Origin of the sequence: Amycolatopsis sp. lyj-109, from assembly GCF_046548995.1 — a bacterium.
Taxonomy (GTDB): Bacteria; Actinomycetota; Actinomycetes; order Mycobacteriales; family Pseudonocardiaceae; genus Amycolatopsis.
In genome coordinates this window covers 23,393-44,439 of record NZ_JAJPWR010000043.1, presented here as the reverse complement: position 1 = coordinate 44,439, position 21,047 = coordinate 23,393, and the positions used below count along the sequence as shown (strand labels likewise).

General features: G+C 70.8%; 21 protein-coding genes and 2 pseudogenes. 16 read left to right on the top strand and 7 right to left on the bottom strand.

All coding sequences use genetic code 11. The annotated features are described in order from the left end of the window. Position 1 precedes the first annotated feature (1 nt). Genes sufD through ACLJQF_RS46915 form a run of 5 tightly spaced genes read left to right on the top strand, consistent with a single transcriptional unit; the run spans position 2 to position 4,142 of the window. A complete protein-coding gene (sufD, locus tag ACLJQF_RS46935; RefSeq protein WP_410617024.1) occupies positions 2 to 1,174 on the top strand; it encodes a Fe-S cluster assembly protein SufD in 1,173 nt (390 codons plus the stop codon). 26 nt (positions 1,175 to 1,200) lie between these two features. Beyond that, positions 1,201 to 1,971, top strand: a complete 771-nt coding sequence (gene sufC, locus ACLJQF_RS46930; RefSeq protein ID WP_410617023.1) for a Fe-S cluster assembly ATPase SufC — start codon at positions 1,201 to 1,203, stop codon at positions 1,969 to 1,971. A 37-nt stretch (positions 1,972 to 2,008) separates the two neighbouring features. After that, positions 2,009 to 3,298 (top strand): cysteine desulfurase, encoded by a 1,290-nt coding sequence (locus tag ACLJQF_RS46925; RefSeq protein WP_410617021.1) that lies wholly within the window; start codon positions 2,009 to 2,011, stop codon positions 3,296 to 3,298. Next, the gene (gene sufU, locus ACLJQF_RS46920) at positions 3,295 to 3,744 is read left to right on the top strand and encodes a Fe-S cluster assembly sulfur transfer protein SufU (protein ID WP_410617020.1); all 450 of its coding nucleotides are present in this window, start codon (positions 3,295 to 3,297) and stop codon (positions 3,742 to 3,744) included. Before ACLJQF_RS46925 ends, sufU begins: the two co-directional genes overlap by 4 nt. Then, positions 3,741 to 4,142: a metal-sulfur cluster assembly factor gene (locus ACLJQF_RS46915; protein WP_013224702.1), complete on the top strand. Its 402-nt coding sequence runs from the start codon at positions 3,741 to 3,743 to the stop codon at positions 4,140 to 4,142. Before sufU ends, ACLJQF_RS46915 begins: the two co-directional genes overlap by 4 nt. On the opposite strand, the gene ACLJQF_RS46910 is transcribed toward ACLJQF_RS46915, so the two are convergent. Beyond that, positions 4,132 to 4,920 carry a DUF4184 family protein gene (locus ACLJQF_RS46910; protein ID WP_410617019.1) on the bottom strand — a complete coding sequence of 263 codons (789 nt, stop codon included), beginning with the start codon at positions 4,918 to 4,920 and terminating at the stop codon, positions 4,132 to 4,134. The genes ACLJQF_RS46915 and ACLJQF_RS46910 overlap by 11 nt on opposite strands. A 121-nt stretch (positions 4,921 to 5,041) precedes the next feature. Between ACLJQF_RS46910 and ACLJQF_RS46905 the strand changes: the two genes are divergently transcribed. After that, the gene (locus tag ACLJQF_RS46905; RefSeq protein WP_410617018.1) at positions 5,042 to 5,374 is read left to right on the top strand and encodes a YnfA family protein; all 333 of its coding nucleotides are present in this window, start codon (positions 5,042 to 5,044) and stop codon (positions 5,372 to 5,374) included. Between the two features lie 29 nt (positions 5,375 to 5,403). Next, positions 5,404 to 6,183, top strand: a complete 780-nt coding sequence (gene lepB, locus ACLJQF_RS46900; RefSeq protein ID WP_410617017.1) for a signal peptidase I — start codon at positions 5,404 to 5,406, stop codon at positions 6,181 to 6,183. Here lepB and ACLJQF_RS46895 read toward each other — a convergent pair. Further along, positions 6,107 to 8,054, bottom strand: a pseudogene (locus ACLJQF_RS46895) (ABC1 kinase family protein). The gene lepB and the pseudogene ACLJQF_RS46895 overlap by 77 nt on opposite strands. A gap of 183 nt (positions 8,055 to 8,237) precedes the next feature. Between ACLJQF_RS46895 and ACLJQF_RS46890 the strand changes: the two are divergent. Next, positions 8,238 to 8,777, top strand: coding sequence for a snapalysin family zinc-dependent metalloprotease (locus ACLJQF_RS46890; RefSeq protein ID WP_410617015.1), 540 nt, complete (start codon positions 8,238 to 8,240; stop codon positions 8,775 to 8,777). 50 nt (positions 8,778 to 8,827) lie between these two features. Here the strand turns inward: ACLJQF_RS46890 and ACLJQF_RS46885 are convergent, their stop codons facing one another. Then, a complete protein-coding gene (locus ACLJQF_RS46885; protein ID WP_410617013.1) occupies positions 8,828 to 9,703 on the bottom strand; it encodes a DMT family transporter in 876 nt (291 codons plus the stop codon). 111 nt (positions 9,704 to 9,814) lie between these two features. On the opposite strand from ACLJQF_RS46885, the gene ACLJQF_RS46880 reads away from it, so the two are divergent. From ACLJQF_RS46880 to ACLJQF_RS46865, 4 genes and pseudogenes are all read left to right on the top strand, one after another. Continuing rightward, a complete protein-coding gene (locus tag ACLJQF_RS46880) occupies positions 9,815 to 10,279 on the top strand; it encodes an Lrp/AsnC family transcriptional regulator (protein WP_410617011.1) in 465 nt (154 codons plus the stop codon). Between the two features lie 57 nt (positions 10,280 to 10,336). Then, entirely contained in the window at positions 10,337 to 11,587 is a 1,251-nt protein-coding gene (locus tag ACLJQF_RS46875) for a sensor histidine kinase (RefSeq protein WP_410617010.1), read from the top strand. Beyond that, on the top strand, positions 11,584 to 12,237 hold the full coding sequence (locus tag ACLJQF_RS46870) for a response regulator (RefSeq protein WP_410617008.1): 654 nt from the start codon (positions 11,584 to 11,586) through the stop codon (positions 12,235 to 12,237). Before ACLJQF_RS46875 ends, ACLJQF_RS46870 begins: the two co-directional genes overlap by 4 nt. Positions 12,238 to 12,247: 10 nt before the next feature. Then, a pseudogene (locus tag ACLJQF_RS46865) lies at positions 12,248 to 12,961 on the top strand (class I SAM-dependent methyltransferase). Positions 12,962 to 12,964: 3 nt separating this feature from the next. Here ACLJQF_RS46865 and ACLJQF_RS46860 read toward each other — a convergent pair. The 3 genes from ACLJQF_RS46860 to cysD are packed head-to-tail and all read right to left on the bottom strand — an operon-like array spanning position 12,965 to position 16,114. Beyond that, positions 12,965 to 13,336, bottom strand: a complete 372-nt coding sequence (locus ACLJQF_RS46860) for a VOC family protein (protein ID WP_410617007.1) — start codon at positions 13,334 to 13,336, stop codon at positions 12,965 to 12,967. Positions 13,337 to 13,370: 34 nt separating this feature from the next. Further along, positions 13,371 to 15,182 carry an adenylyl-sulfate kinase gene (cysC, locus tag ACLJQF_RS46855; protein ID WP_410617006.1) on the bottom strand — a complete coding sequence of 604 codons (1,812 nt, stop codon included), beginning with the start codon at positions 15,180 to 15,182 and terminating at the stop codon, positions 13,371 to 13,373. After that, positions 15,182 to 16,114 carry a sulfate adenylyltransferase subunit CysD gene (gene cysD / locus ACLJQF_RS46850; RefSeq protein WP_410617004.1) on the bottom strand — a complete coding sequence of 311 codons (933 nt, stop codon included), beginning with the start codon at positions 16,112 to 16,114 and terminating at the stop codon, positions 15,182 to 15,184. The genes cysC and cysD overlap by 1 nt, the downstream gene beginning before the upstream one ends. A gap of 39 nt (positions 16,115 to 16,153) precedes the next feature. On the opposite strand from cysD, the gene ACLJQF_RS46845 reads away from it, so the two are divergent. The 4 genes from ACLJQF_RS46845 to ACLJQF_RS46830 are packed head-to-tail and all read left to right on the top strand — an operon-like array spanning position 16,154 to position 19,774. Next, complete coding sequence (locus tag ACLJQF_RS46845; protein ID WP_410617003.1) at positions 16,154 to 16,633, top strand: nuclear transport factor 2 family protein; 480 nt, start codon at positions 16,154 to 16,156, stop codon at positions 16,631 to 16,633. After that, complete coding sequence (locus ACLJQF_RS46840) at positions 16,630 to 17,820, top strand: hypothetical protein (protein ID WP_410617001.1); 1,191 nt, start codon at positions 16,630 to 16,632, stop codon at positions 17,818 to 17,820. Before ACLJQF_RS46845 ends, ACLJQF_RS46840 begins: the two co-directional genes overlap by 4 nt. Then, on the top strand, positions 17,817 to 18,605 hold the full coding sequence (locus tag ACLJQF_RS46835; protein ID WP_410616999.1) for an SDR family oxidoreductase: 789 nt from the start codon (positions 17,817 to 17,819) through the stop codon (positions 18,603 to 18,605). Before ACLJQF_RS46840 ends, ACLJQF_RS46835 begins: the two co-directional genes overlap by 4 nt. Positions 18,606 to 18,613: 8 nt before the next feature. Then, on the top strand, positions 18,614 to 19,774 hold the full coding sequence (locus tag ACLJQF_RS46830; protein WP_410616997.1) for a sulfotransferase family protein: 1,161 nt from the start codon (positions 18,614 to 18,616) through the stop codon (positions 19,772 to 19,774). A 25-nt stretch (positions 19,775 to 19,799) separates the two neighbouring features. Here ACLJQF_RS46830 and ACLJQF_RS46825 read toward each other — a convergent pair whose 3' ends face one another. After that, positions 19,800 to 21,017, bottom strand: coding sequence for a glycosyltransferase (locus tag ACLJQF_RS46825; RefSeq protein WP_410616996.1), 1,218 nt, complete (start codon positions 21,015 to 21,017; stop codon positions 19,800 to 19,802). Positions 21,018 to 21,047: the final 30 nt, after the last annotated feature.

Genomic DNA, 21,047 nt, shown 5'->3' with positions numbered 1-21,047 from the left:
CATGTCGGTTACCGAGAACAACGTTTCCGGCGCTTTGCGCGAGGGGGCGGTCATTCCGGCCGCCTCCCGCGCGGAGCGCTTCACCTCCTACGACGTCGAGGCCTTCGAGGTCCCGGGCGGCCGTGAGGAGAACTGGCGCTTCACGCCGATGAAGCGGCTGCGCGGCCTGCACGACGGCAGCGCGGTCGCCACCGGCGAGATCACCCTCGAAGCCGACGCCGCGCCCGAGCTGGGCATCGTGACCGTCGGCCGCGACGACCCGCGGCTGGGCCAGGCCGGCGTCCCGAGCGACCGGATCGCCGCCCAGGCGTACTCCTCGTTCACCAAGGCCACCATCGTGACGGTGCCCAAGGAGACGAAGGCGTCCAAGCCGTCGGTGCTGCGCATCCACGGCCCGGGTGTCGACCAGGTCGTCTACGGGCACCTGCAGGTCCGCGCCGAGGCGTTCGCCGAGGCCGTCATCGTGCTCGACCACGTCGGCTCCGGCACCTACGCCGACAACGTCGAGTTCGTCATCGGCGACGGCGCCAAGGTCACCGTGGTCAGCGTCCAGGACTGGGCCGACGACGCGGTGCACGTCTCCGAGCAGCACCTGAAGCTGGGCCGCGACGCCGCGCTGCGGCACACCGTGATCACCCTGGGCGGTGACCTGGTCCGCGTCTCGCCGACGGCGACCTTCACCGACAAGGGCGGCGACGTCGACATGCTCGGCGTCTACTTCGCCGACGGCGGCCAGCACCAGGAACACCGCCTCTTCGTCGACCATGCGGTGCCGAACTGCAAGTCCCGCGTGGGCTACAAGGGCGCGCTGCAGGGCGAGGGCGCGCACACGGTGTGGATCGGCGACGTGCTGATCCGGGCCGCGGCCGAGGCCACCGACACCTACGAGTTCAACCGCAACCTGGTGCTGACGCCGGGTGCCCGCGCGGACTCGGTGCCGAACCTCGAGATCGAGACCGGCGAGATCGAAGGCGCCGGCCACGCGAGCGCGACGGGAAGGTTCGACGACGAGCAGTTGTTCTACCTCCAGTCGCGCGGGATCGCCGAAGAAGCCGCCCGCCGGCTGGTCGTGCGCGGGTTCTTCCACGAGATCCTGGTGAAGATCGACGTCCCCGAGGTGCGCGAGCGCCTCGAAGCCGCGATCGAGGCCGAGCTCGAAGCCGTTGGCGCCTGACCGCTCTCTGACTTAGGAAACGAAGAATGGCTACCCTGGAAATCAAGGACCTGCACGCCTCGGTCAACACCGACGAGGGCGCGAAGGAGATCCTCAAGGGCGTGAACCTGACGATCAAGTCGGGCGAGACGCACGCGATCATGGGCCCCAACGGCTCCGGCAAGTCCACCCTGTCCTACGCGATCGCCGGTCACCCGAAGTACCAGGTGACCTCCGGCGAGGTGCTGCTCGACGGCGAGAACGTCCTCGAGATGAGCGTCGACGAGCGTGCGCGGGCCGGTCTGTTCTTGGCCATGCAGTACCCCGTCGAGGTGCCGGGCGTGTCCATGTCCAACTTCCTCCGCACCGCGGCCACCGCGGTCCGTGGCGAGGCTCCCAAGCTGCGCCACTGGGTCAAGGAGGTCAAGGAGGAGATGGGCAAGCTCGAGATCTCGCAGGAGTTCGCCGAACGCTCGGTCAACGAGGGCTTCTCCGGTGGCGAGAAGAAGCGCCACGAGATCCTGCAGCTGGCGCTGCTCAAGCCGAAGTTCGCCATCCTCGACGAGACCGACTCCGGTCTGGACGTCGACGCCCTGCGCGTCGTCTCCGAGGGTGTGAACAACTACAAGGCTTCGAGTGAGGTCGGCGTCATGCTGATCACGCACTACACCCGTATCCTGCGGCACATCACGCCGGACTTCGTGCACGTCTTCGCCGGCGGCAAGATCGTCGAGTCGGGCGGTCGCGAGCTGGCTGACGAGCTCGAGGAGAACGGCTACGTCAAGTACGTGGGCAAGCCCGAGCCCGCCGCGCTCTGACACGTCTTACTACACCGAGAAGAGAGGAGTCGGCCTGATGACCACCACCTCGGCCAGCTCTCTGCCACTCGACGTGGCGGCCCTGAAGGCCGACTTCCCCATCCTGTCGCGCACGGTTCGCGACGGGAAACCCTTGGTGTACCTCGACTCCGGGGCGACGTCGCAACGCCCGACGCAGGTGTTCGACGCCGAACGCGACTACGTGTTCACATCGAACGCCGCCGTCCACCGCGGCGCGCACCAGCTGTCCGAAGAAGCGACCGACGCCTATGAGTCCGCGCGCGCGAAGATCGCGGAGTTTATCGGCGCCGATCCCGAAGAGCTGGTGTTCACCAAGAACGCGACCGAGGGCATCAACCTCGTTGCGTACTCGATGAGCAACGCCGCCACGGCCGGTCCCGAGGCTGCGCGCTTCGTGGTCGGCCCGGGTGACGAGATCGTCGTCACCGAGATGGAGCACCACGCGAACCTCGTGCCCTGGCAGCAGCTGTGCCAGCGCACCGGGGCGACGCTGAAGTGGTTCAAGGTGACCCCCGAGGGCCGCCTGGATCTGTCCGATGTGGACGAGCTGATCACGCCGCGCACCAAGGTGGTAGCGTTCGCGCACCAGTCCAACGTGCTCGGCACGGTCAACCCGGTGTCGTTCCTGGTCGAGAAGGCCAAGGCCGTCGGCGCGCTCACCGTGCTCGACGCTTGCCAGTCGGTGCCGCACTTCACGGTGGACTTCCACGCCCTGGGCGTCGACTTCGCCGTGTTCTCCGGCCACAAGATGCTCGGCCCGTCCGGCATCGGTGTCCTCTACGGGCGCACCGAGCTGCTGTCGGCCATGCCGCCGTTCCTCACCGGCGGGTCGATGATCGAGATGGTCCGCATGGAGGGCTCGACCTTCGCGCCGCCGCCGCAGCGGTTCGAGGCCGGCGTCCCGATGACGTCGCAGGCCATCGGCCTCGGCGCGGCCGTCGACTACCTCTCGGCCGTCGGCATGGACCGCATCGCGGCGCACGAGCACGAGCTGGCCGCGGCGGCCATCGAAGGCGTCGGCGCCATCCCGGGCGTCCGGATCATCGGGCCGACCGACCTGGCGGACCGCGGCGCGACCGTGTCGTTCGTGATCGACGGCGTGCACCCGCACGACGCCGGCCAGGTGCTCGACAGCCTCGGCATCGCCGTCCGCGTCGGCCACCACTGCGCGTGGCCGCTGCACCGGGCCTGCGACGCGCAGGCGACCGTGCGTGCGTCGTTCTACCTGTACAACGATCTGTCCGAAGTGGACGCCCTGGTCGCGGGCGTGCGCGAGGCGCAGAAGTTCTTCGGGGTGGGCCAGTGAACCTGGAGAGCATGTACCAGGAGATCATCCTGGACCACTACAAGCACCCGCACGGGCGCGGCCTGCGCGAGGAGTTCGACGGCGAGTCGTTCCAGGTCAACCCGACCTGCGGCGACGAGGTGACGCTGCGGGTGAAGATCGACGACGGGAAGGTCGCCGACGTCTCCTACGACGGCCAGGGCTGCTCGATCAGCCAGGCGTCGACGTCGGTCATGACGGATCTCGTCGTCGGACACACGCTCGAAGAAGCGTTCACCACCATGGACGCCTTCGTGGAATTGATGCAGGGCAAGGGAAAGATCGAGCCGGACGAGGACGTGCTGGAGGACGGGATCGCCTTCGCGGGCGTTGCCAAGTACCCGGCCCGCGTGAAGTGCGCCCTCCTCGGCTGGATGGCTTTCAAGGACGCCGTCGCCCGGACGACCAGTGGAGATGGACAGGCATGACCGAAGACACCGCCACCGACGCGCGCGAGGGCCGGACCGCCGCCGACCTCGACGCCGAGACCACGGCCACGCAGGACCTCGACCTCGCCAAGCTCGAGGACGTCGAGGAAGCCATGCGCGACGTCGTCGACCCGGAGCTCGGCATCAACGTCGTCGACCTCGGCCTCGTCTACGACATCCGCGTCGAGCCGGACAACACCGCCACCATCGACATGACGCTGACGTCCGCGGCCTGCCCGCTGACCGACGTCATCGAGGACCAGACGTCGGCGGCGCTGACGTCCGGCGGCCTGGTCAAGGACTTCCGGATCAACTGGGTCTGGATGCCGCCGTGGGGACCGGAGAAGATCACCGAGGACGGCCGCGAGCAGCTGCGCGCCCTCGGCTTCACCGTCTGAGTTCTTTCTTGTCGAGCGGGTCACCCTTCCGGGTGGCCCGCCTCGCGTATAACGACATATACCAGGCGAGCGCGTAGAGCCCGAGTGCGGCGAAGAACCCGCTGCCGACGCCGGTGACGAGCAGGTAGGTCGCGTTGCCGAAGACGCCCGCGGGCGTCATCGGGTCGTGGCCGGCGAGGAACGGCAGCACCTGCACCAGGCCACCGCCGGCGGCGCCGATCGCCAGGAACGCCGTCACGAGCCCGCGGTGGCGGGCGGGCGGCGGGGCGGGCACGGCAGGGGTCCGGCGGTACCAGCGGACCAGCCACCAGGCGAGCACGGCGGCCCCGGCGATCGTGCTGACCAGCTGGATCAGCCGTCCGACGTCGACGCCGGTGACGAGCGGGACCCGCAGGAACGCGAATCCGCCGCTTTCGTGGGTGAAGGCGTCCCAGCCGACGTGCGTGGCGGCGCCGAGGACGAGCGACAGGGCGATCCACCCCGGTCGCGTCCAGTCGAAGGGGTGGCGGGGGAGCCGTTCGGCGAGCGGTCCCGGCGCGAGCGCCAGGAGCGGCCGCTTCAGCAGTACGTGGAAGACGGCGAGCAGGGCCAGCGCGAGGAGCGGGTCGAGCCAGAGGACCGCGGTGAACTCGTGGGTCCGGGAGAGACCGAACCCTTCCGGCGCCGGCAGGAACCAGAAGAGGTCCGGCGCGACCGAACCGGCGACGAGCGCCGACGGCACCAAGGGGTGCCTCGCCAGCGGGAGCACTGCGGCCGGGTGACTCAGCGTGAACGGCACGGGGGTTAGTAATCCGATCAAAAGTAGGCCGACCCTCACGCGGCACGTAACCGTAGCCGCGAAAGCCATTCGGCCGTGACTGTGGTCGGATTGGTAACGAACGACACAGTAGTATCCCGGAGTGGTCCTGCGGTCGATCGCCCTGTTCCTGGCCGCGGCGGTGTGCGAAATCGGCGGCGCCTGGCTGATCTGGCAAGGCATCCGCGAACACCGCGGTCTGCTGTGGATCGGCGGCGGAGTGGTGGCGCTGGGTGTGTACGGGTTCGTGGCCACTCTCCAGCCGGACGCCCACTTCGGCCGTATCCTCGCCGCGTACGGCGGGGTGTTCGTGGCGGGGTCGCTGGCCTGGGCAATGGTTGCGGACGGGTACCGGCCGGATCGGTACGACGTGCTCGGGGCGCTGCTGTGCCTGGCGGGGGTCGCGGTGATCATGTACGCGCCGCGCACGGGGTAACGGCGCAGGTGGGCGGGCGATAGATCGTCGTGACCGACCTCGCGTTCCCGCCCGCGCCGCCCGAACTGCCGAAGCCGCGCCGGATCTCGCCCGCCCTCGTGGTGGGCATCGTCGTCGCCCTGCTGGGCCTCGGTGTGACGGTGGCCGGTGTGGGCACGGGTCTCTTGAGCTACCGGGCCTACCGGGTTCCGGGTCCGGCGATGAGCCCGGCGCTGAAGCCCGGCGGCGAGGCCGTGGTGCGCGCCCGCGATGGTGAAGAGGTCCACCGCGGGGACGTGGTCATGTTCGACCGTGGTGCGTTCGCCCACCCGGACAGTTCCGGGCTCAGTGTCTTCCGGGTCGTCGCGGTCGCCGGGGATGTGGTCGCCTGCTGCACCGAGGGGCGGCTGTCGGTGGACGGCCGGCCGATCATCGAGACCTATCTCAGCCGGGACGAGTACGCGCACGACGCGGCGGCCGCCATGCCGTACCTCGTGCGCATGCACGAAGGCCAGGTGTTCCTGCTCGGGGACGAGCGGGGCAGAGCCCGCGATTCGCGCTTCCTCGGCGTCGTGCCGCTTTCCGCGGTCACCGGGTTCGTGGTCGGTACCGGGGGTGTCCTCCACCCGGCACCGCTGGCGCGCACAACCGCCTTCACCGATGCGGGGCTGCCCGGCGCGCCGTTCGAAGACACCTTGTACGCCACGCTGCGCTGGTGGCTGCTCGGCGGCGCTGTCGTGTTCTTCGCCGGGTTCACCGGGCTGATCGTGACGCTCGTCCGGAACGCCGGAAAACGACGAAGAGCAGCCGCAGTCCCACCAGGGCACTGATCACCAGCAGGTTGTAGCCGAACACCTGGTGCAGCGTCAGGTCCGCGGCGATCCGCGGGCCGCCCGAGCCGGTCAGCAGCAGCACCGCCATCAACCCCGTCGCCGCGCCGGTGAAGGCCAGCAGGGCCTCGTGGACCAGGCCGGTGACGACGTCGCGGTCGCGCTCGTCGGAGAACAGCCGGACGTTCACCGACAGCCGGCCCTCTTCCAGCGCCGCGCCGATCCGGTCGATGCGGCGGGGGATGCGGCGCAGCACCGGCAGCAGGGCCATCAGTTCGCCGGTCGCCGTGCGGGCCAGCGAGCCCGGCCGCAGCCCGGCGCCGACCTGCTCGACGGCGAACGCGCGGGACTCGGCGACGACGTCGAAGCCGGGATCCAGGGCGGCCAGGGTGCCCTCGACCGTGGCCAGCGTGCGGAACACCGCGGCCACCGGCGGCGGCACGCTGAGGCGAAAGTCCGCGACCACGCGGAACAGGCCGGTGAACAGGTCGAGGTCCGGGGTGCGGCCGGGGCCGAAGTGCCGGGCGACCAGGGCGCCGAGGGCGCGTTCGAGGCGTTGTTCGTCGATTTCGCCGGTGCGGTCGACGACTTCGAGGAGCCCGTCGCGCAGGCCCGCCGGGTCGCCGCGGTCCAGGGCGAGCAGCAGGTTCTGCAGGCCGCCGCGCAGGCCTGCGTCGAGGCGGCCGACCGAGCCGAAGTCGAGCAGGCCCAGGCGGCCGTCACCCAGCAGCATGAGGTTGCCGGGGTGGGGGTCGGCGTGGAAGACGCCGCCGATCAGCACCTGGTCGAGCAGGCAGCGCAGGAGCGACCGCGCCAGCCGCTTGCGCTCGGACGCCGGCAGGGCGTCCTTCGCCGCGGCGAGCGGCTGGCCGTCCAGGCGGGACATCACCAGCACGCGGTCGGTCGAGAGTCCTTTGTGGACCTTCGGGAGCGCGACGTCCGGCGAGCCCGTGGCGGCCACGGCGGTGATGTTGCGGGCTTCGATGGTGAAGTCGAGTTCCTCGGCCAGTGCGGCGGCGAACCCCTCGGCCAGTTCGGCGACGCCGAGCGAGCGTGCCCAGTCCGCGCGGTCCGCCAGCGCCGCGGCGACGCGCCGGACGATGGCGATGTCGCGTTCGGCCTGCTCCCGCACGCCCGGCCGCTGGACCTTGACCACGACGTCTTCGCCGCTGCGCAGCTTCGCGCGGTAGACCTGCGCGACCGACGCCGCGGCCAGTGGTTCGGGGTCGAACTCGGCGAAGACGTCGTCGGGGGAGCCGCCGAGCTCGTCGGCCAGCAGGGCTCGCACAGCGTCGGCGCGGGCGGGTGCGACCTGGTCCTGGAGCCGGGCGAGCTCGTCGGCGAACACCGGCGGCAGCAGGTCCGCGCGGGTGGAGAGCAACTGGCCGAGCTTCACGAACGTCACGCCGCCTTCTTCCAGCGCGCGGCGCAGGGACCGCGCGAGCTGGGCGTGCCGCCCCGCCGCGAGGCCCGGTTCGCGGCGGCCGGTGAGGTAGCGGCCGAGGCCGTGCTTGACCGCGATCCGGCTGATCTGCGCGTACCGGCGGGTGCGGGAGAGCCGGCCCCGCAGCCGGCCGAGGCCGACGCCGTGCGGCAGGGCCATCTCCGCGACGAACAGGAAGATCAGCGTCGCGAGGAAAGCGCTGCCGGCCAACGGGATCAGCAGGCCGAGCGCCGCGCCGCCGTGGTGCAGCAGCGAACCGGGGAACGCCTGCCCGATGCCACCGGCGACGAGCCACCCGAACGCGGCGGCGCACAGGGCGCGCACGGCACCGATCCGCACGCCGAGCACGCGCCGGGCCGCGGCGACGAGCGGCCACAGCAGGAGCACGTACAGGGGGGAGGGTCAGCAGGCCCAGCAAGATGTCCATCGGTTCCCTTTCGCCGGGAACGAGCAGACCACGGCGGCCGGGGCCGGTGGCTCACGCGGCGGCGGGAGGAGTCTCCCGCCCGCGGGGGAACGACTTTCGGCCGTGGCCGCGTCGGTGGTGACCTTCTAACCTGATCGCGCGAACCACGGTGAAGTGCTCTCTGAATCGGACGAAGGAGACTCGATGAACGGACGCGTGATCGGCAGGGTCCTGGCGTTGGCCACGGCCGTCGCGGCTCCGCTGGGCCTGGGCCTGGCCACCGCCCCGGCCGCCTCGGCGGCCGCGGTCACCACGCTGTACTACAGCTCGTCGGGTGCCCCGGACTACCTGGCCCAGATCGACCAGGGCGCGGCCAACTGGAACGCGGCGGTCACCGACGTGAAGCTGGTCAAGCGGGCCACGGGCGCGACGATCGTGTTCCACGAGGTGCACAGCGGCGGCTCGTACACGAACACGAACGGCCACGGCCGTGGGCAGATCTACCTGGACACGAGCCAGGTGGCGGAGGGCTACGACCCGACGCGTATCGCGGCCCACGAGCTGGGCCACAACCTCGGTCTCCCCGACCACTACACCGGGCCGTGCACCGAGTTGATGTCGGGCCACGGTCCGGGAACGGCCTGCAAGAACGCCAAACCGTCCGCGGCCGAGGCGGCGAAGGTGCAGTCGTCGTGGGTGAACGGCTTGGTGGCCCAGACGGCGGAAACGCGCGCGGTCGCGTAGGGCGTGGCGTCTTGAATGACTCATTCAGGACGTGGGAGGTCCTGAATGAGTCATTCAAGACGTCGGCGACTCCGCAGGCCCAGCGTCACCCCGGCGATGACCACCGCGCCGCCGAGCACCTGCACCAGCGTGAGCCGCTCCCCGGCCAGCACGACCGCCCACCCCAGTCCCGCCACCGGGACGACGTTCAGCAGGTTCACCGCGACGCTCGCTTCCAGCCGCCGGAGGCCGTGGTTGTACAGCAGGAACCCCGCCACCGAACAAAGCCCCGCCAGGAAAGCGATCCGCAGCACGTTCGCTCCACCGGGCACCCGCCAGCGGTCCACTTCGGACAGTGACAGCAGGACGAACCCGCCCGCCCCGGCGAGCGTCTGGTAGTACGTCACCACGATCGGCGAAGCTCCGGATCGGTCCCGCCGCGCCAGGACGTTGTACGCCGCCCAGGCCACGCCGCCCGCGATCAAGAACGCGTCGCCCCACAGCGAATGGGTGCCGTTGCCCCGGACCACCAGGCAGACACCCGCCACCGCCAGCAGCATCCCCGTCAGCCGGACCGGGGAAAATTCGGCGCGGCCGGACAGAACCAGCGTCAGAACCGGGTACGCGGCCACGATCAGCGTCGCGTCCGAAGCCGACGCCAGGTCGACGCCCACGTTCTCCAGCGCGAAGTACGCCGTGATCCCCAGCAGGCCCGCCAAGCCGATGAACAGCCGCTCCCGGGGCGAGGGCAGGCGCCGGCGGTCCGGGCCCGCGTGCACCGCCACCCCCAGGATGAACGCCGCCAGCACGAACCGCAGCGCGCCCAGCGTCATCGGCGGGATCTCCGCCAGCGCCACCTTGGTGACCGCGAACGAACTGCTCCAGATCAAGGCCGCGCCCAGGACGGCGGCGACGGACAGGCCCAGGTGACGGGAATCGGTGATCATGGGCGCCAAGGTAGACAACTGCCAGGACAAGCACGGCGAATGGCGTGTTAGATTCGGCAACAAGATAAAAATGCCGAATCGAACGACGAGAAACAGTGAGCAAGAGGCCCGATGGACGAACTTGACACGGCCCTGCTGACCCTCCTTCAGGAGGACGCCAAGCAGACCAACAAGGAACTGGCCCGCCGCCTGCACATCGCGCAGTCGCCGTGCCTCGAACGAGTGCGGGACCTGACCCGGCGCGGGATCGTGCGCGGGCACACCGTCGACGTCGACCTGAAGAAGATCGGCCGGCCCGTGCAGGCGATGGTCGCCGTGCGGCTGCGGCCGCCCGATCGGGCCGTCATCGAGTCCTTCCGGGCGTTCGTCACCGGCCTGCCCGAGGTGCTGTCGGTATTCGTCATGTCCGGCAGCGACGACTTCCTGCTGCACATCGCCGTCGCCGACAACGACCACCTCAGCGGGTTCGTCCTCGACCGGCTGACCCAGCGCCGGGAGATCGTCGACGTCCGGACGTCGGTCATCTTCAACCACTTCCGCCGCACCGTGGTGACGCCGCCCGACGGTGAGGGGTGACGCGGTTCCACCGCAAGAGGGAGGCGCGGCCGGGCGCCGGGCTGGGAAGATCGGCCGGTGCGCATCCTCCGGCCCCTGACGAACAAGGCGACCTACCGCCGCTGGGTCTACCTCGTCCTCGGCGGTGCCATCAGCGTGCCCTACATGCTCTTCTCCGCGGTCGCCGTGCCGTCGCTGCTGCCGTTCGTCACCACGCTGGAACGGGCCACCCTCCTCGGCGGCCTGCTGACGCTGCTCGTGCTGGCCGGGACGGCGTTCCTGCCCGCGGTGCACGTGCTGGAGTCCACCGCGATCCGCGAGCTGCTGGACGACCCGGTGCCGGACGCGCCCGCGAAACCGCACACCCGCCAGGGCCGGTTGCACGCCGCGACGATGTTCATCCTGCACGTCGTGGCCGGGTTGGTCGTCAGCTTCTTCAGCCTCCTCGCGCCCGTCGCGATCGGCGTGTCGATCAGTGCCGTGTTCACCGGGCATCTCTTCCAGACCACCGACGGCGACGACGTCACCGTGCCGAAGGGCTGGGCCTCGGTGTGGCTCCCCGTCGTCTTCGTATTCGGACTGGTCCTGCTGATCTACGCCGTCAGCGTGGCCGGCGGGCTGCTGCGCCGGGCGGCGATCGCGCTGCTCGGGACCACCGCCGCCGACCGGATCGCCCGGCTCGAACGGCGGACCGAGCAGCTCGCCGAGCGCAACCGGCTGGCCAGGGAGCTGCACGACTCGGTCGGGCACGCGCTGAGCGTCGTCACCGTCCAGGCGGGTGCCGCCCGGCGCACGCTGCGCACCGACCCGGACTTCACCGAGCGGGCGCTCGGCGCCATCGAGGAGTCCGCCCGCACCGCGCTCGACGACCTCGACCACGTTCTCGGGCTGCTGCGCGAGGAGGCGGCCGGCCGGGCACCGCAGCCGACGCTCGCCGCGCTGCCGGCACTCGTCGAAACGACCCGGCTCGCCGGTACCGACGTCACCGCCGACCTCGGCGGCGACCTGGCCGCCGTGCCGCCGGTGGTGTCCCGCGAGGTGTACCGGATCCTGCAGGAATGCCTGACCAACGCGGTGCGCCACGCCGGTAGGGTCCCGGTGACGGTGGTCGTCGGCGTCGCCGCGCACGAGCTCCGCGCGCGGGTCGCCAACCCGCTGGGGAGCGGCACCCGCCGGTCCGGGGGCGGCCGGGGCCTGCGCGGGATGGCCGAGCGGGTGTCGGTGCTGGGCGGCGAGCTGTCGGCCGGGCCGGTCGGGGGGCCGGTCGGGGGGCACTGGGAGGTCGTGGTGCGGGTGCCGTGGGGGACGGGGAGGGGGAGAGAGCGATGAGCGTGGGTGTGCTGCTGGTGGACGACGAGCCGCTGATCCGGGCCGGGCTCCGGGTGATCGTCGACAGCGAGGCCGATCTGAGCGTGCTCGGCGAGGCCGCCGACGGCGCGGAGGTGCCCGGGCTGGTCGCCCGGCTGCGCCCCGACGTCGTGCTGATGGACGTGCGGATGCCCGCCGTGGACGGGATCCGGGCCACCACCCACCTGATGTCCACTGTGGACGATCCGCCGAAGGTGATCGTGGTGACCACGTTCGAGAACGACGACTACGTCTACGACGCGCTCGTGGCCGGAGCCAGCGGCTTCCTGCTCAAGCGGGCCCGGCCGGAGGAGATCGTCGCGGCGATCCGGACGGTCGTGGCCGGCGAGTCGCTGCTGTTCCCGGCGGCGATCCGCCGGCTGGCCGCCCAGCGCGTCCCGGCCGCGACCGGCGACGGCCTGGCCAGGGCCGGGCTGACCGGACGCGAGCGCGACGTGCTGCGGCTGGTGGCCGCCGGACTGTCCAATGTGGAGATCGCGGGCGAGCTGTACGTGGGTGTCCAGACGGTGAAGACGCACGTGGGCAACGTGCTGGCGAAACTCGGCGCGCGGGACCGCACCCAGGCGGTGATCCGGGCGTACGACTCGGGCTTCGTGGCACCGGCGCGCTGATTCGGGCAGCATGGGGCGCGTGACTGCCGCATACGACGAGTTCGCCGGGGCTTACACGACCGAGAACGAAACCAGCCTGATGAACGCCTACTACGAGCGGCCCGCGACCCTGGCGCTCGCCGGGGACGTGGCCGGACGGCGGATCCTCGACGCCGGCTGCGGCTCGGGCCCGTTGTTCGCGGCATTGCGCGAAAAGGGCGCCGTCGTCACCGGGATCGACCAGAGCGCCGGGATGATCGAGCACGCCCGGCGGCTGCTGGGGGAGGACGCGGACCTGCGGGTCGCCGACCTGGCCGACCCGCTGCCGTTCGCCGACGCGGAGTTCGACGACGTCGTGGCGTCCCTGGTGCTGCACTACCTGCGAGATTGGGAACCGGTGCTCGCGGAGTTCCGGCGCGTGCTGTAGCCCGGCGGCCGGCTCATCGCCTCGGTCAACCACCCGATGATGGTCAACCTGACGCACCGCCACGAAGGGCCCCGGCCCGACTACTTCGAGGCCTACACCTGGACGGACGAGTTCGAGCTGCACGGCCAGGCCGCGCAGATGACGTTCTGGAACAAGCCGCTGCACGAGATGACCGACGCCTTCACCGCGGCCGGCTTCCGGATCGCCGTCATCAGCGAACCGCACCCGGTGCCGGCCGCGCGCGAGCTGTTCCCCGGCGACTTCGAAATCCTCGACACCTTCCCGAGCTTCCTCTTCTTCGTCCTGGAAGCCGGGTAGGGCTCAGTCGAGGCAGAACTCGTTGCCCTCGATGTCCTGCATGTTGAGGCACGACTCGTTCTCGTGGTCGGCGAGCAGGAGCTGCCCGCGGACCGCGCCGAGCGGGATCAGGCGGACGCACTCGGCCTCGAGAGCAGCCAGCCGCTCTTCGCCGACGAGCCCGGTGCCGACCCGGACGTCGAGGTGCACGCGGTTCTTGACGACCTTGCCTTCGGGGACGCGCTGGAAGTACAGCCGCGGGCCCACCCCCGTCGGGTCGCTGCAGGCGACTCCGCTGCTGTGGAGCTCGTACCCCAGCACCTCGCACCAGAACCGGGCGACGCGCTCGGGATCCGCGCAGTCGAAGGTGACCTGAACCTGCCTGACCGACGTCATGAGGCCCACCCTAGGGGGCGTGAGCAAGGGAGTTTCAGCCGAGCTCGTCGAGCAGGGCCTGGATCGCCGCTGCCATCGCCGCCGGGTCGCCGTCGCCCGGGCGCAGCACCAGATCGGGCGACGAAGGCCGCTCGTAGGGGGCGTCGATGCCGGTGAAGCCGGTGATCTCCCCGGCGCGCGCCTTCGCGTACATGCCCTTCGGGTCGCGGGCTTCGCACACTTCCAGGGGCGTGTCGACGAAGACCTCCACGAACGGCAGCCCGTCGTGCGCCGCCCGTGCCCGGGCGCGATCTTCTGAATACGGGCTGATCAGCGACGCGATCGCCACCACGCCCGCGTCCGCGAACAGGCGCGCCACCTCCGCCACCCGCCGGACGTTCTCCGCCCGGTCCTCGGGGCTGAACCCGAGCCCCTTGTTGAGCCCGTGCCGCAGGTTGTCGCCGTCGAGCAGGTAGGCCGGGCGGCCCGCCGCGACCAGCCGGCGCTCCAGCTCGACCGCCACCGACGACTTGCCCGACGCCGAAAGCCCGGTGAGCCACACCGTCGCGCCGCGGGTCGGCCGGTCCTCGCGCCGCACCGCCGCGGTGTGCCAGACGACCGGGGACAGCGGAGCGCCGGTGATCATGCCCGCCGCGACCGTGTCGCCGGTGTGCTCGTCGACCAGCAGGAAGCCGCCGGTGGCCCGGTTGCGGCGGTACGGGTCGAACAGCAGCGGACTGCGCGTGCGCAGCCGGATGCGGCCGATGTCGTTCAGGAACAGCGCTTCCGCCGTCTCGTCGCGGTGCAGGGTGGTGACGTCGAGACGGTATTCCAGCCGCTCGACCGTGCCCCGCGTCTCGGTCGTCGTGTGCCGGACCACGTAGGAAGCACCGGGGGTCAGCGCGGCGCGCTCGGAGAACCAGCAGACCAGGGCGTCGACCTCGCGGGCCGATTCCGCGCGGTTGCCGGGGCGGCACAGCATGGCCCCGCGGCCGAGGTCGAGGTCGTCGGCCAGTTCCACGGCCACCGCCTGGCCGGTGAACGCTTCTTCCAGGGGCTGCCCGCCAGGCCCCCACACCGCGCGCACCTTCGACGTGAACCCCGACGGCAGCGCCACGACCTCGTCACCGGGCTTGAACACCCCGCCCGCGATGGTGCCGGCGTAGCCGCGGAAGTCGGACCGGCGGATGACGTACTGCACCGGGAACCGCGCGTCGATCAGGTTGCGGTCGGAGGCGACGTGCACCTCTTCCAGCTGGTGCAGCAGCGAAGAGCCTTCGTACCACGGCATGCTCGTGCTGCGGTGGACGACGTTGTCGCCGTGCAGCGCCGAAACCGGCACGAAACTCAGGTCGGCGACGTCGAGTTTCATCGCGAACCGGCGGAAGTCCTCGCGGATCTCGTCGAACCGCTCCTGCGACCAGTCGACGAGGTCCATCTTGTTCACGCACATCACGAGGTGCCCGATCCCGAGCAGCGACGCGAGGAACGCGTGCCGCCGCGACTGCTCCAGCACGCCCTTGCGCGCGTCGACGAGGACGAGCGCCAGGTCGGCGGTGGACGCGCCGGTCACCATGTTCCGCGTGTACTGCAGGTGCCCCGGCGTGTCCGCGATGATGAACTTGCGCTTGGGCGTGGCGAAGTACCGGTGGGCGACGTCGATGGTGATGCCCTGCTCGCGCTCGGCGCGCAGGCCGTCGGTGAGCAGCGCGAGGTCCGGGTAGTCCTCGCCGCGGTCCCGGCTGGCGCGCTCGACGGCGGCGAGCTGGTCGGTGAAGATCGCCTTCGAGTCGAACAGCAGCCGGCCGATCAACGTCGACTTGCCGTCGTCCACGCTCCCGGCGGTGGCGATCCGCAGCAACTGCATCAGAAGTAACCCTCTCGCTTGCGGTCTTCCATGCCGGCTTCGGAGATCCGGTCGTCGGCGCGGGTGGCACCGCGCTCGGTCACGCGGGTGGCGGCCACCTCGGCGACCACTTCGGACGGGGTCGCCGCCGACGACTCGACGCAGCCGGTGCAGGTGGCGTCCCCGACGGTCCGGAAGCGGACGGTCGCCTCGTACGGCGTCTCGCCGTCCACGAGGGACAGGAAGCGGGTGGCCGCCAGCAGCATGCCGTCGCGCTGCACGACGGGCCGCTTGTGCGAGTAGTACAGCGGCGGCAGCGCGATCCGCTCGTCCCGGATGTACTGCCAGATGTCCAGCTCGGTCCAGTTCGACAGCGGGAAGACGCGGATGTGCTCGCCGCGGCGGTGCCGCCCGTTGTAGAGGTTCCACAGCTCCGGGCGCTGGGCCCGCGGGTCCCACTGGCCGTGCTCGTCGCGGAAGCTGAACACGCGCTCCTTCGCGCGGGCCTTCTCCTCGTCGCGGCGGGCCCCGCCGAACACGGCGTCGAAGCCGCCTTCGCGGATCGCCCGCAGCAGCGTGGCCGTCTGCAGCCGGTTGCGGCTGGCTCCCGGCCCGGTCTCCTCGACGACGCGGCCGGCGTCGATGTCGTCCTGCACGCTCGCCACCTCGAGACGCAGGCCGAGGGCGGCGACGGTCTCGTCGCGGAACCGGATGACCTCGTCGAAGTTGTGGCCGGTGTCGACGTGCAGCACGGGGAAGGGCAGCGGGGCCGGCCAGAACGCCTTCGCGGCGGCGTGCAGCATCACCACCGAGTCCTTGCCGCCGGAGAAGAGCAGGACGGGGCGCTCGAAGGTCGCCGCGACTTCGCGGAAGACGTGCACGGCCTCCGCTTCGAGCGCGGCCAGGTGCGAGAGCTCGTACGAGGTCACGGACACCGGAAAAAAGTAGAACATGTTCTTGTCTTTGGTCAAGTGGTGCGGGACGCTGGTGGCATGGACCTGGTCGTACTCGAAGAGATCAAGCGGCTGAAGTACCGGTACCTGCGCGGGGTGGACCTGAAGCTGTGGGACGAGGTGGCCGACACCTTCACCGTCGACGCCACGGCCGACTACGGGACCCGCGCGACCGGGAGTGAGGGCAAGCAGTTCGAGGGCCGCGACGCCATCGTCGAGTTCCTCACCCAGAGCCTCGGCAACGGCATCATCACCGTGCACCACGCAGCTCAGCCCGAGATCGACGTCGACGGCGACACCGCGACCGGGCGGTGGTCGTTCACCGACAAGGTCATCGTGCCCGAGCACAAGATGATCGTCGAAGGTGCCGCGTTCTACGAAGACACCTACCGCCGCGAGAGCGACGGCGTCTGGCGGATCTCGCACATCGGGTACGTCCGCACCTTCGAGACGCTGACGAGTTTCGACAGCATCCCGGGCTTCAAGCTGATCGCGAACCGCTGGGCTGTCCCGGCATGATCGAGAACGAGTTCTCGTTGACCCGGTCGTTCGCCGACGCCATCGTCGAGGCTGAGAAACTGATCGCCGAAGCGCCGCCGGCCCAGACCGAGCAGGGCCTTCTCGAGGGCTACGACTACCTCGCGGGCAGCATCCGGGCGTCGCTGCAGATGGCCTGGGCCTACCAGCGCGACTTCCCGTACTTCACCCTGTCCACCGGGCCCTACACGAAGATGGCGCTGGACAACCCGGACACCCTGTACTTCAACGCCAACATCCGGGCCGACCGCGAGTACCTCGTCACCGGTGTCCGGGGGACGACCGCCGACCTGAGCTTCCAGATCCTCAACGGCGACTACTCGCCGGTGGAGGTGCCCGACAGCCTCGCCGCGTTCGACGACCGGGCGATCGAAATCGATGAAGACGGCCGGTTCGAGCTGCGCTTCGGCCCGGCTCGCGACAACCCGCCGCCGAACTACTTCGTCCTCGGCGAGGGCTCGTCGATGCTCGTCGTGCGTGAGGTCTACAGCGACTGGGCCACCGAGCGGAAGGGTGAGATCCGCATCCACTGCGTCGACACCGCGGGCCAGGCGCCGCCGGTGCCGGACCGGTCCGCGCTGGCCAAGCGCTACGGCGTCACCGGCAAGATCCTGCTGAGCAGGCTCAAGACGTTCCTCGCCTTCCCGAAGTGGTTCTACTACGACCTGCCGGTGAACACGCTGACCGAGCCGCGCTCGACCCCGGGCGGGCTGACGACGCAGTTCTCCTCGGCCGGGCACTACGAACTCGGCCCCGAAGAGGCGATGATCGTCACCGTGCCGCGCTGCGCGGACGCCCCCTACCAGGGCATCCAGCTCGGCAGCCTCTGGTACATCTCGCTGGACTACAGCAACCACCAGACGAGCCTCACCGCCGACCAGGCCCGCGTCGACCCGGACGGCAAGATCCGGTTCGTCGTCGCCGAGCGCGACCCCGGCCTGGCGAACTGGCTCGAACTGACCGGCCACGACCGCGGGTACCTGCAGATCCGCTGGCAGCGGCTCGCCCGCGACCTCGGCCCGGACGACGGCCCGGTCGTCGAGGTGGTCAAGACCGACGAACTGCCCGACCGGCTGCCCCACTACGAGGACGCGCGGGTGACGCCGGAGCAGTGGGCGGCGCGGATCGCGGCCCGGCAGGACGCCGTCGCCGCCCGGATGCTGGGGTGAGCGTGGAGAACGTGCTGCAGGGCAAGGTGGTCGTCGTCTCGGGGATCGGCCCCGGGCTCGGCCGGTCGATCGCCGTGCGCAGCGCCCAGGCCGGCGCGGACGTCGTGCTCGCCGCGCGCACCGAGTCGCGGCTCACGGAGGTCGCGAAGGAGGTGACCGACCTCGGCCGCCGGGCGGTCGCGGTCCGCACCGACATCGACGACGCGGACTCCGCCGCGAACCTGGTGAACGAGGCGGTCGAGGCGTTCGGCCGGGTGGACGCGGTGGTGCACAACGCCTTCGCCGTCCCGCCGCTGACCGACCTGGCCACTGTGGACTTCGACGCCGTCCGCGCGGGCTTCGAGACCGCGGCGATCTCCGTGCTCCGGCTGACCCGGCTGTTCCTGCCCGCGCTCAAGGAGAGCAAGGGCTCGCTGGTGATGATCAACTCGGCGGTGCTGCGGCATTCGCGGAAGACGTTCGGCGCCTACAAGATCGCGAAGTCGGCGCTGCTGTCGCTGTCCCAGAGCCTCGCCAGCGAGCTGGGGCCGGACGGCGTGCGCGTCAACACCGTGGCGCCCGGGTACATCTGGGGCCCGAACCTCCAGTGGTACTTCGGCTACCTGGCCAAGGAACGCGGGATCACGCCCGAGGACGTCTACGCCGAGACGGCGTCCACAATAGACCTGCGCAAACTGCCCGAGCCCGACGAGATCGCCGACGCGGTGGTGTTCCTCGCCTCGCCGATGGCGCGCGCGATCACCGGGCAGTGCCTCGACGTCAACGGCGGCGAGTACCACCACTAGGAGGATTCATGCTCCCCGGCCGGGAAGACGTGGGCACCGTCGAGGACCTGCACGCCTCGGCGTCGAAGCTCACCGGGCTCGACGACTTCGGCGCCGACGAGTACGTCGAAGGCCTGCGCGTGCTGCTGGAGTCGTACGAGGCGGACGAGGACCTGACGCCGTACGGCAACAAGGTCCACCGGGCGCTCCTGCGCGGCGCGCTCGTGGCGCGGCTGCTGAGCGAGACGTCGTGGAAGCAGCACCCGGCGTACGCGGACGTCCGCGTGGAGCGGCCGATCTTCGTCACCGGCCTGCCCCGCACCGGCACGACGGCGCTGCACCGGCTGCTCGCCGAGGATCCCGCGCACCAGGGCCTCGAAGTGTGGCTCGCCGAGGTCCCGCAGCCGCGTCCGCCGCGTTCGACGTGGCCGGACAACCCGATCTTCCAGGGGATTCAGGCCGGCTACGAACGCCACCACGTCGAACACCCGGAGTTCATGGGCGTGCACCACATGTCCGCCGACCAGGTGGAGGAGTGCTGGCAGCTGCTGCGCCAGTCGATGCGGTCGGTGTCCTTCGAATGCCTGGCGTACCTGCCGCGCTACTCGCGCTGGCTGGCCAAGCAGGACTGGACGGACGCCTACGCCCGGCACAAGCGCAACCTGCAGCTGATCGGGCTGCCGGACGCGGGCAAGCGCTGGGTGCTCAAGAACCCGAGCCACCTGTTCGCGCTGGACGCGCTGATGGCGAACTACCCGGACGCGCTGGTGATCCAGACGCACCGGGCGCCGAGCACGATCATGGCGTCGATGTGCAGCCTCGCCGAGAAGGCCGCGGAGGGCTGGTCGTCGAAGTTCCGCGGCGAGGTGATCGGGAGCGGGCAGCTCGATCTGTGGGCGCGGGGAGCGGACGAGTTCGGCTGGGCCCGCGCGCGGCACAATCCGGCGCAGTTCTGCGACGTCCGGTACGAGGACTTCGTCGCGGACCCGATCGGCACGGTGTCCACTGTGTACGACCACTTCGGACTGGACTTCACGCCGGCGGCGCGGGCGGCCATGACGTCGGTGCACGAGGCGAGCCGGACCGGGGAGCGCAAACCGGTGCACCGGTACAGCCTGGCGGACTTCGGCCTGACGGCCGAGGAAGTCGACGAGCGCTTCGCGAGCTACCTGGCCGCCCACGGCTCGTGAGTGGTAATTCGGGTTCTAACCCGAATTACCACTCACGACAAGCCGCGGCAGACCCGGTGATGAGCTTGACTACCTCGTCCATCGTCGGCCCGGCCGCCATCTCCGCGGCCAGCGCCCGCGCCCGGTCGCGGTAGCGCGGGTCGTCCAAGACCGCGCGAACCGCCCGCCGCAGCGTCCGCGGTGAGGCCGAGGCGCGGGCGCGGCCGATCCCGGCCCCCGACCAGGTGACCCGGGCCGCGACCTCGCGCTTGTCCTCGCTGGCCCCGACCACGACCAGCGGCACGCCGTAGCGCAGGGCGTGGTTGACGCCGCCGTACCCGCCGTTGCCGACCATGACGGCGCAGCGGGGGAGCAGCTCGTCGTATGGCAGGAAATCGGCCACCCGGAGGTTGTCCGGCAGCGGGCCGGGCCGCAGCCGCCCGCCGCAGGTCGTCGCGACGACCAGGACGTCCTCGTCGGCCAGCGCGTCGATGGTGGGCTCGACGAGCCGGCCGAGGTCGTCGTTCGCGATCGTCCCCTGGGTCACGTGCACCACCGGGCGGCCGCCGTCCAGGTCGGCCCACCACGGCGGCAGCGGGTGCTCGCTCGCCGCGCTGACCGTCGTCGGCCCGATGAAGTGCAGCGGCGCTCCTTCGCGCGGGTACTCGAAGCCGGGGCAGGTCATCTGGAGCACGCCGTCGCTGTGCAGGGGCCAGTCCGTGAACAGCAGGCCGGGGTCGCCGCCCAGCAGGTCTTTCGCGAGTTTCTGCGCCGGGCCCGTCACCCACGGCGCGAGCGTCCGGAGGATCGCGCCGCTGACCGGATGCCCGGGCGGGCCGGTCGGGACCGGTGGCATGAACGGCAGGAAGCCGAGGACCAGCAGCCGCGGCCGCCGTTCGCGCCGGGACAGGGCCAGCCCGGCCATCATCAGCGGATCGCACAGCACGACGTCGGCCTCGTGCGCGTCGATGACGCCCAGCTGTGCGGGCACGGCGCGGACGAAGTGGGTCAGCTCGAACCGCGCGAGCTTCAGCCCGCTCAGCCCGGCGCGACCGGGGATGGAGCCGTCCAGATCGGTCTCGTCGAAGTCGGCCTCCGGCGGCAGGACGCTCACCTCGGCGCCCAGTGCTTCGAACGCCTGCCGGTAGCGCGCCCCGGTGACGACGGCGACCTCGTGGCCGGCGGCGATCAGCGCCTCGACGACCGGCTTGGTCGGCCCGACGTGGCCGCGCGCGGGCTGTACGCAGACGAGTACCCGGGTCATGACCGCCCCTTTGATCGATACGCTGTACTA

Excerpts from the sequence above, each read along its gene's own strand:
- ACLJQF_RS46925 (WP_410617021.1), top strand. The coding sequence starts at position 2,009 with ATGACCACCACCTCGGCCAGCTCTCTGCCACTCGACGTGGCGGCCCTG.
- ACLJQF_RS46845 (WP_410617003.1), top strand. The coding sequence starts at position 16,154 with ATGGACCTGGTCGTACTCGAAGAGATCAAGCGGCTGAAGTACCGGTAC.
- ACLJQF_RS46860 (WP_410617007.1), bottom strand. The coding sequence starts at position 13,336 with ATGACGTCGGTCAGGCAGGTTCAGGTCACCTTCGACTGCGCGGATCCC.
- ACLJQF_RS46840 (WP_410617001.1), top strand. The coding sequence starts at position 16,630 with ATGATCGAGAACGAGTTCTCGTTGACCCGGTCGTTCGCCGACGCCATC.
- ACLJQF_RS46915 (WP_013224702.1), top strand. The coding sequence starts at position 3,741 with ATGACCGAAGACACCGCCACCGACGCGCGCGAGGGCCGGACCGCCGCC.
- cysC (WP_410617006.1), bottom strand. The coding sequence starts at position 15,182 with ATGCAGTTGCTGCGGATCGCCACCGCCGGGAGCGTGGACGACGGCAAG.
- ACLJQF_RS46885 (WP_410617013.1), bottom strand. The coding sequence starts at position 9,703 with ATGATCACCGATTCCCGTCACCTGGGCCTGTCCGTCGCCGCCGTCCTG.
- ACLJQF_RS46830 (WP_410616997.1), top strand. The coding sequence starts at position 18,614 with ATGCTCCCCGGCCGGGAAGACGTGGGCACCGTCGAGGACCTGCACGCC.
- sufD (WP_410617024.1), top strand. The coding sequence starts at position 2 with ATGTCGGTTACCGAGAACAACGTTTCCGGCGCTTTGCGCGAGGGGGCG.
- ACLJQF_RS46890 (WP_410617015.1), top strand. The coding sequence starts at position 8,238 with ATGAACGGACGCGTGATCGGCAGGGTCCTGGCGTTGGCCACGGCCGTC.
- ACLJQF_RS46870 (WP_410617008.1), top strand. The coding sequence starts at position 11,584 with ATGAGCGTGGGTGTGCTGCTGGTGGACGACGAGCCGCTGATCCGGGCC.
- ACLJQF_RS46880 (WP_410617011.1), top strand. The coding sequence starts at position 9,815 with ATGGACGAACTTGACACGGCCCTGCTGACCCTCCTTCAGGAGGACGCC.
- ACLJQF_RS46825 (WP_410616996.1), bottom strand. The coding sequence starts at position 21,017 with ATGACCCGGGTACTCGTCTGCGTACAGCCCGCGCGCGGCCACGTCGGG.
- sufC (WP_410617023.1), top strand. The coding sequence starts at position 1,201 with ATGGCTACCCTGGAAATCAAGGACCTGCACGCCTCGGTCAACACCGAC.
- cysD (WP_410617004.1), bottom strand. The coding sequence starts at position 16,114 with ATGTTCTACTTTTTTCCGGTGTCCGTGACCTCGTACGAGCTCTCGCAC.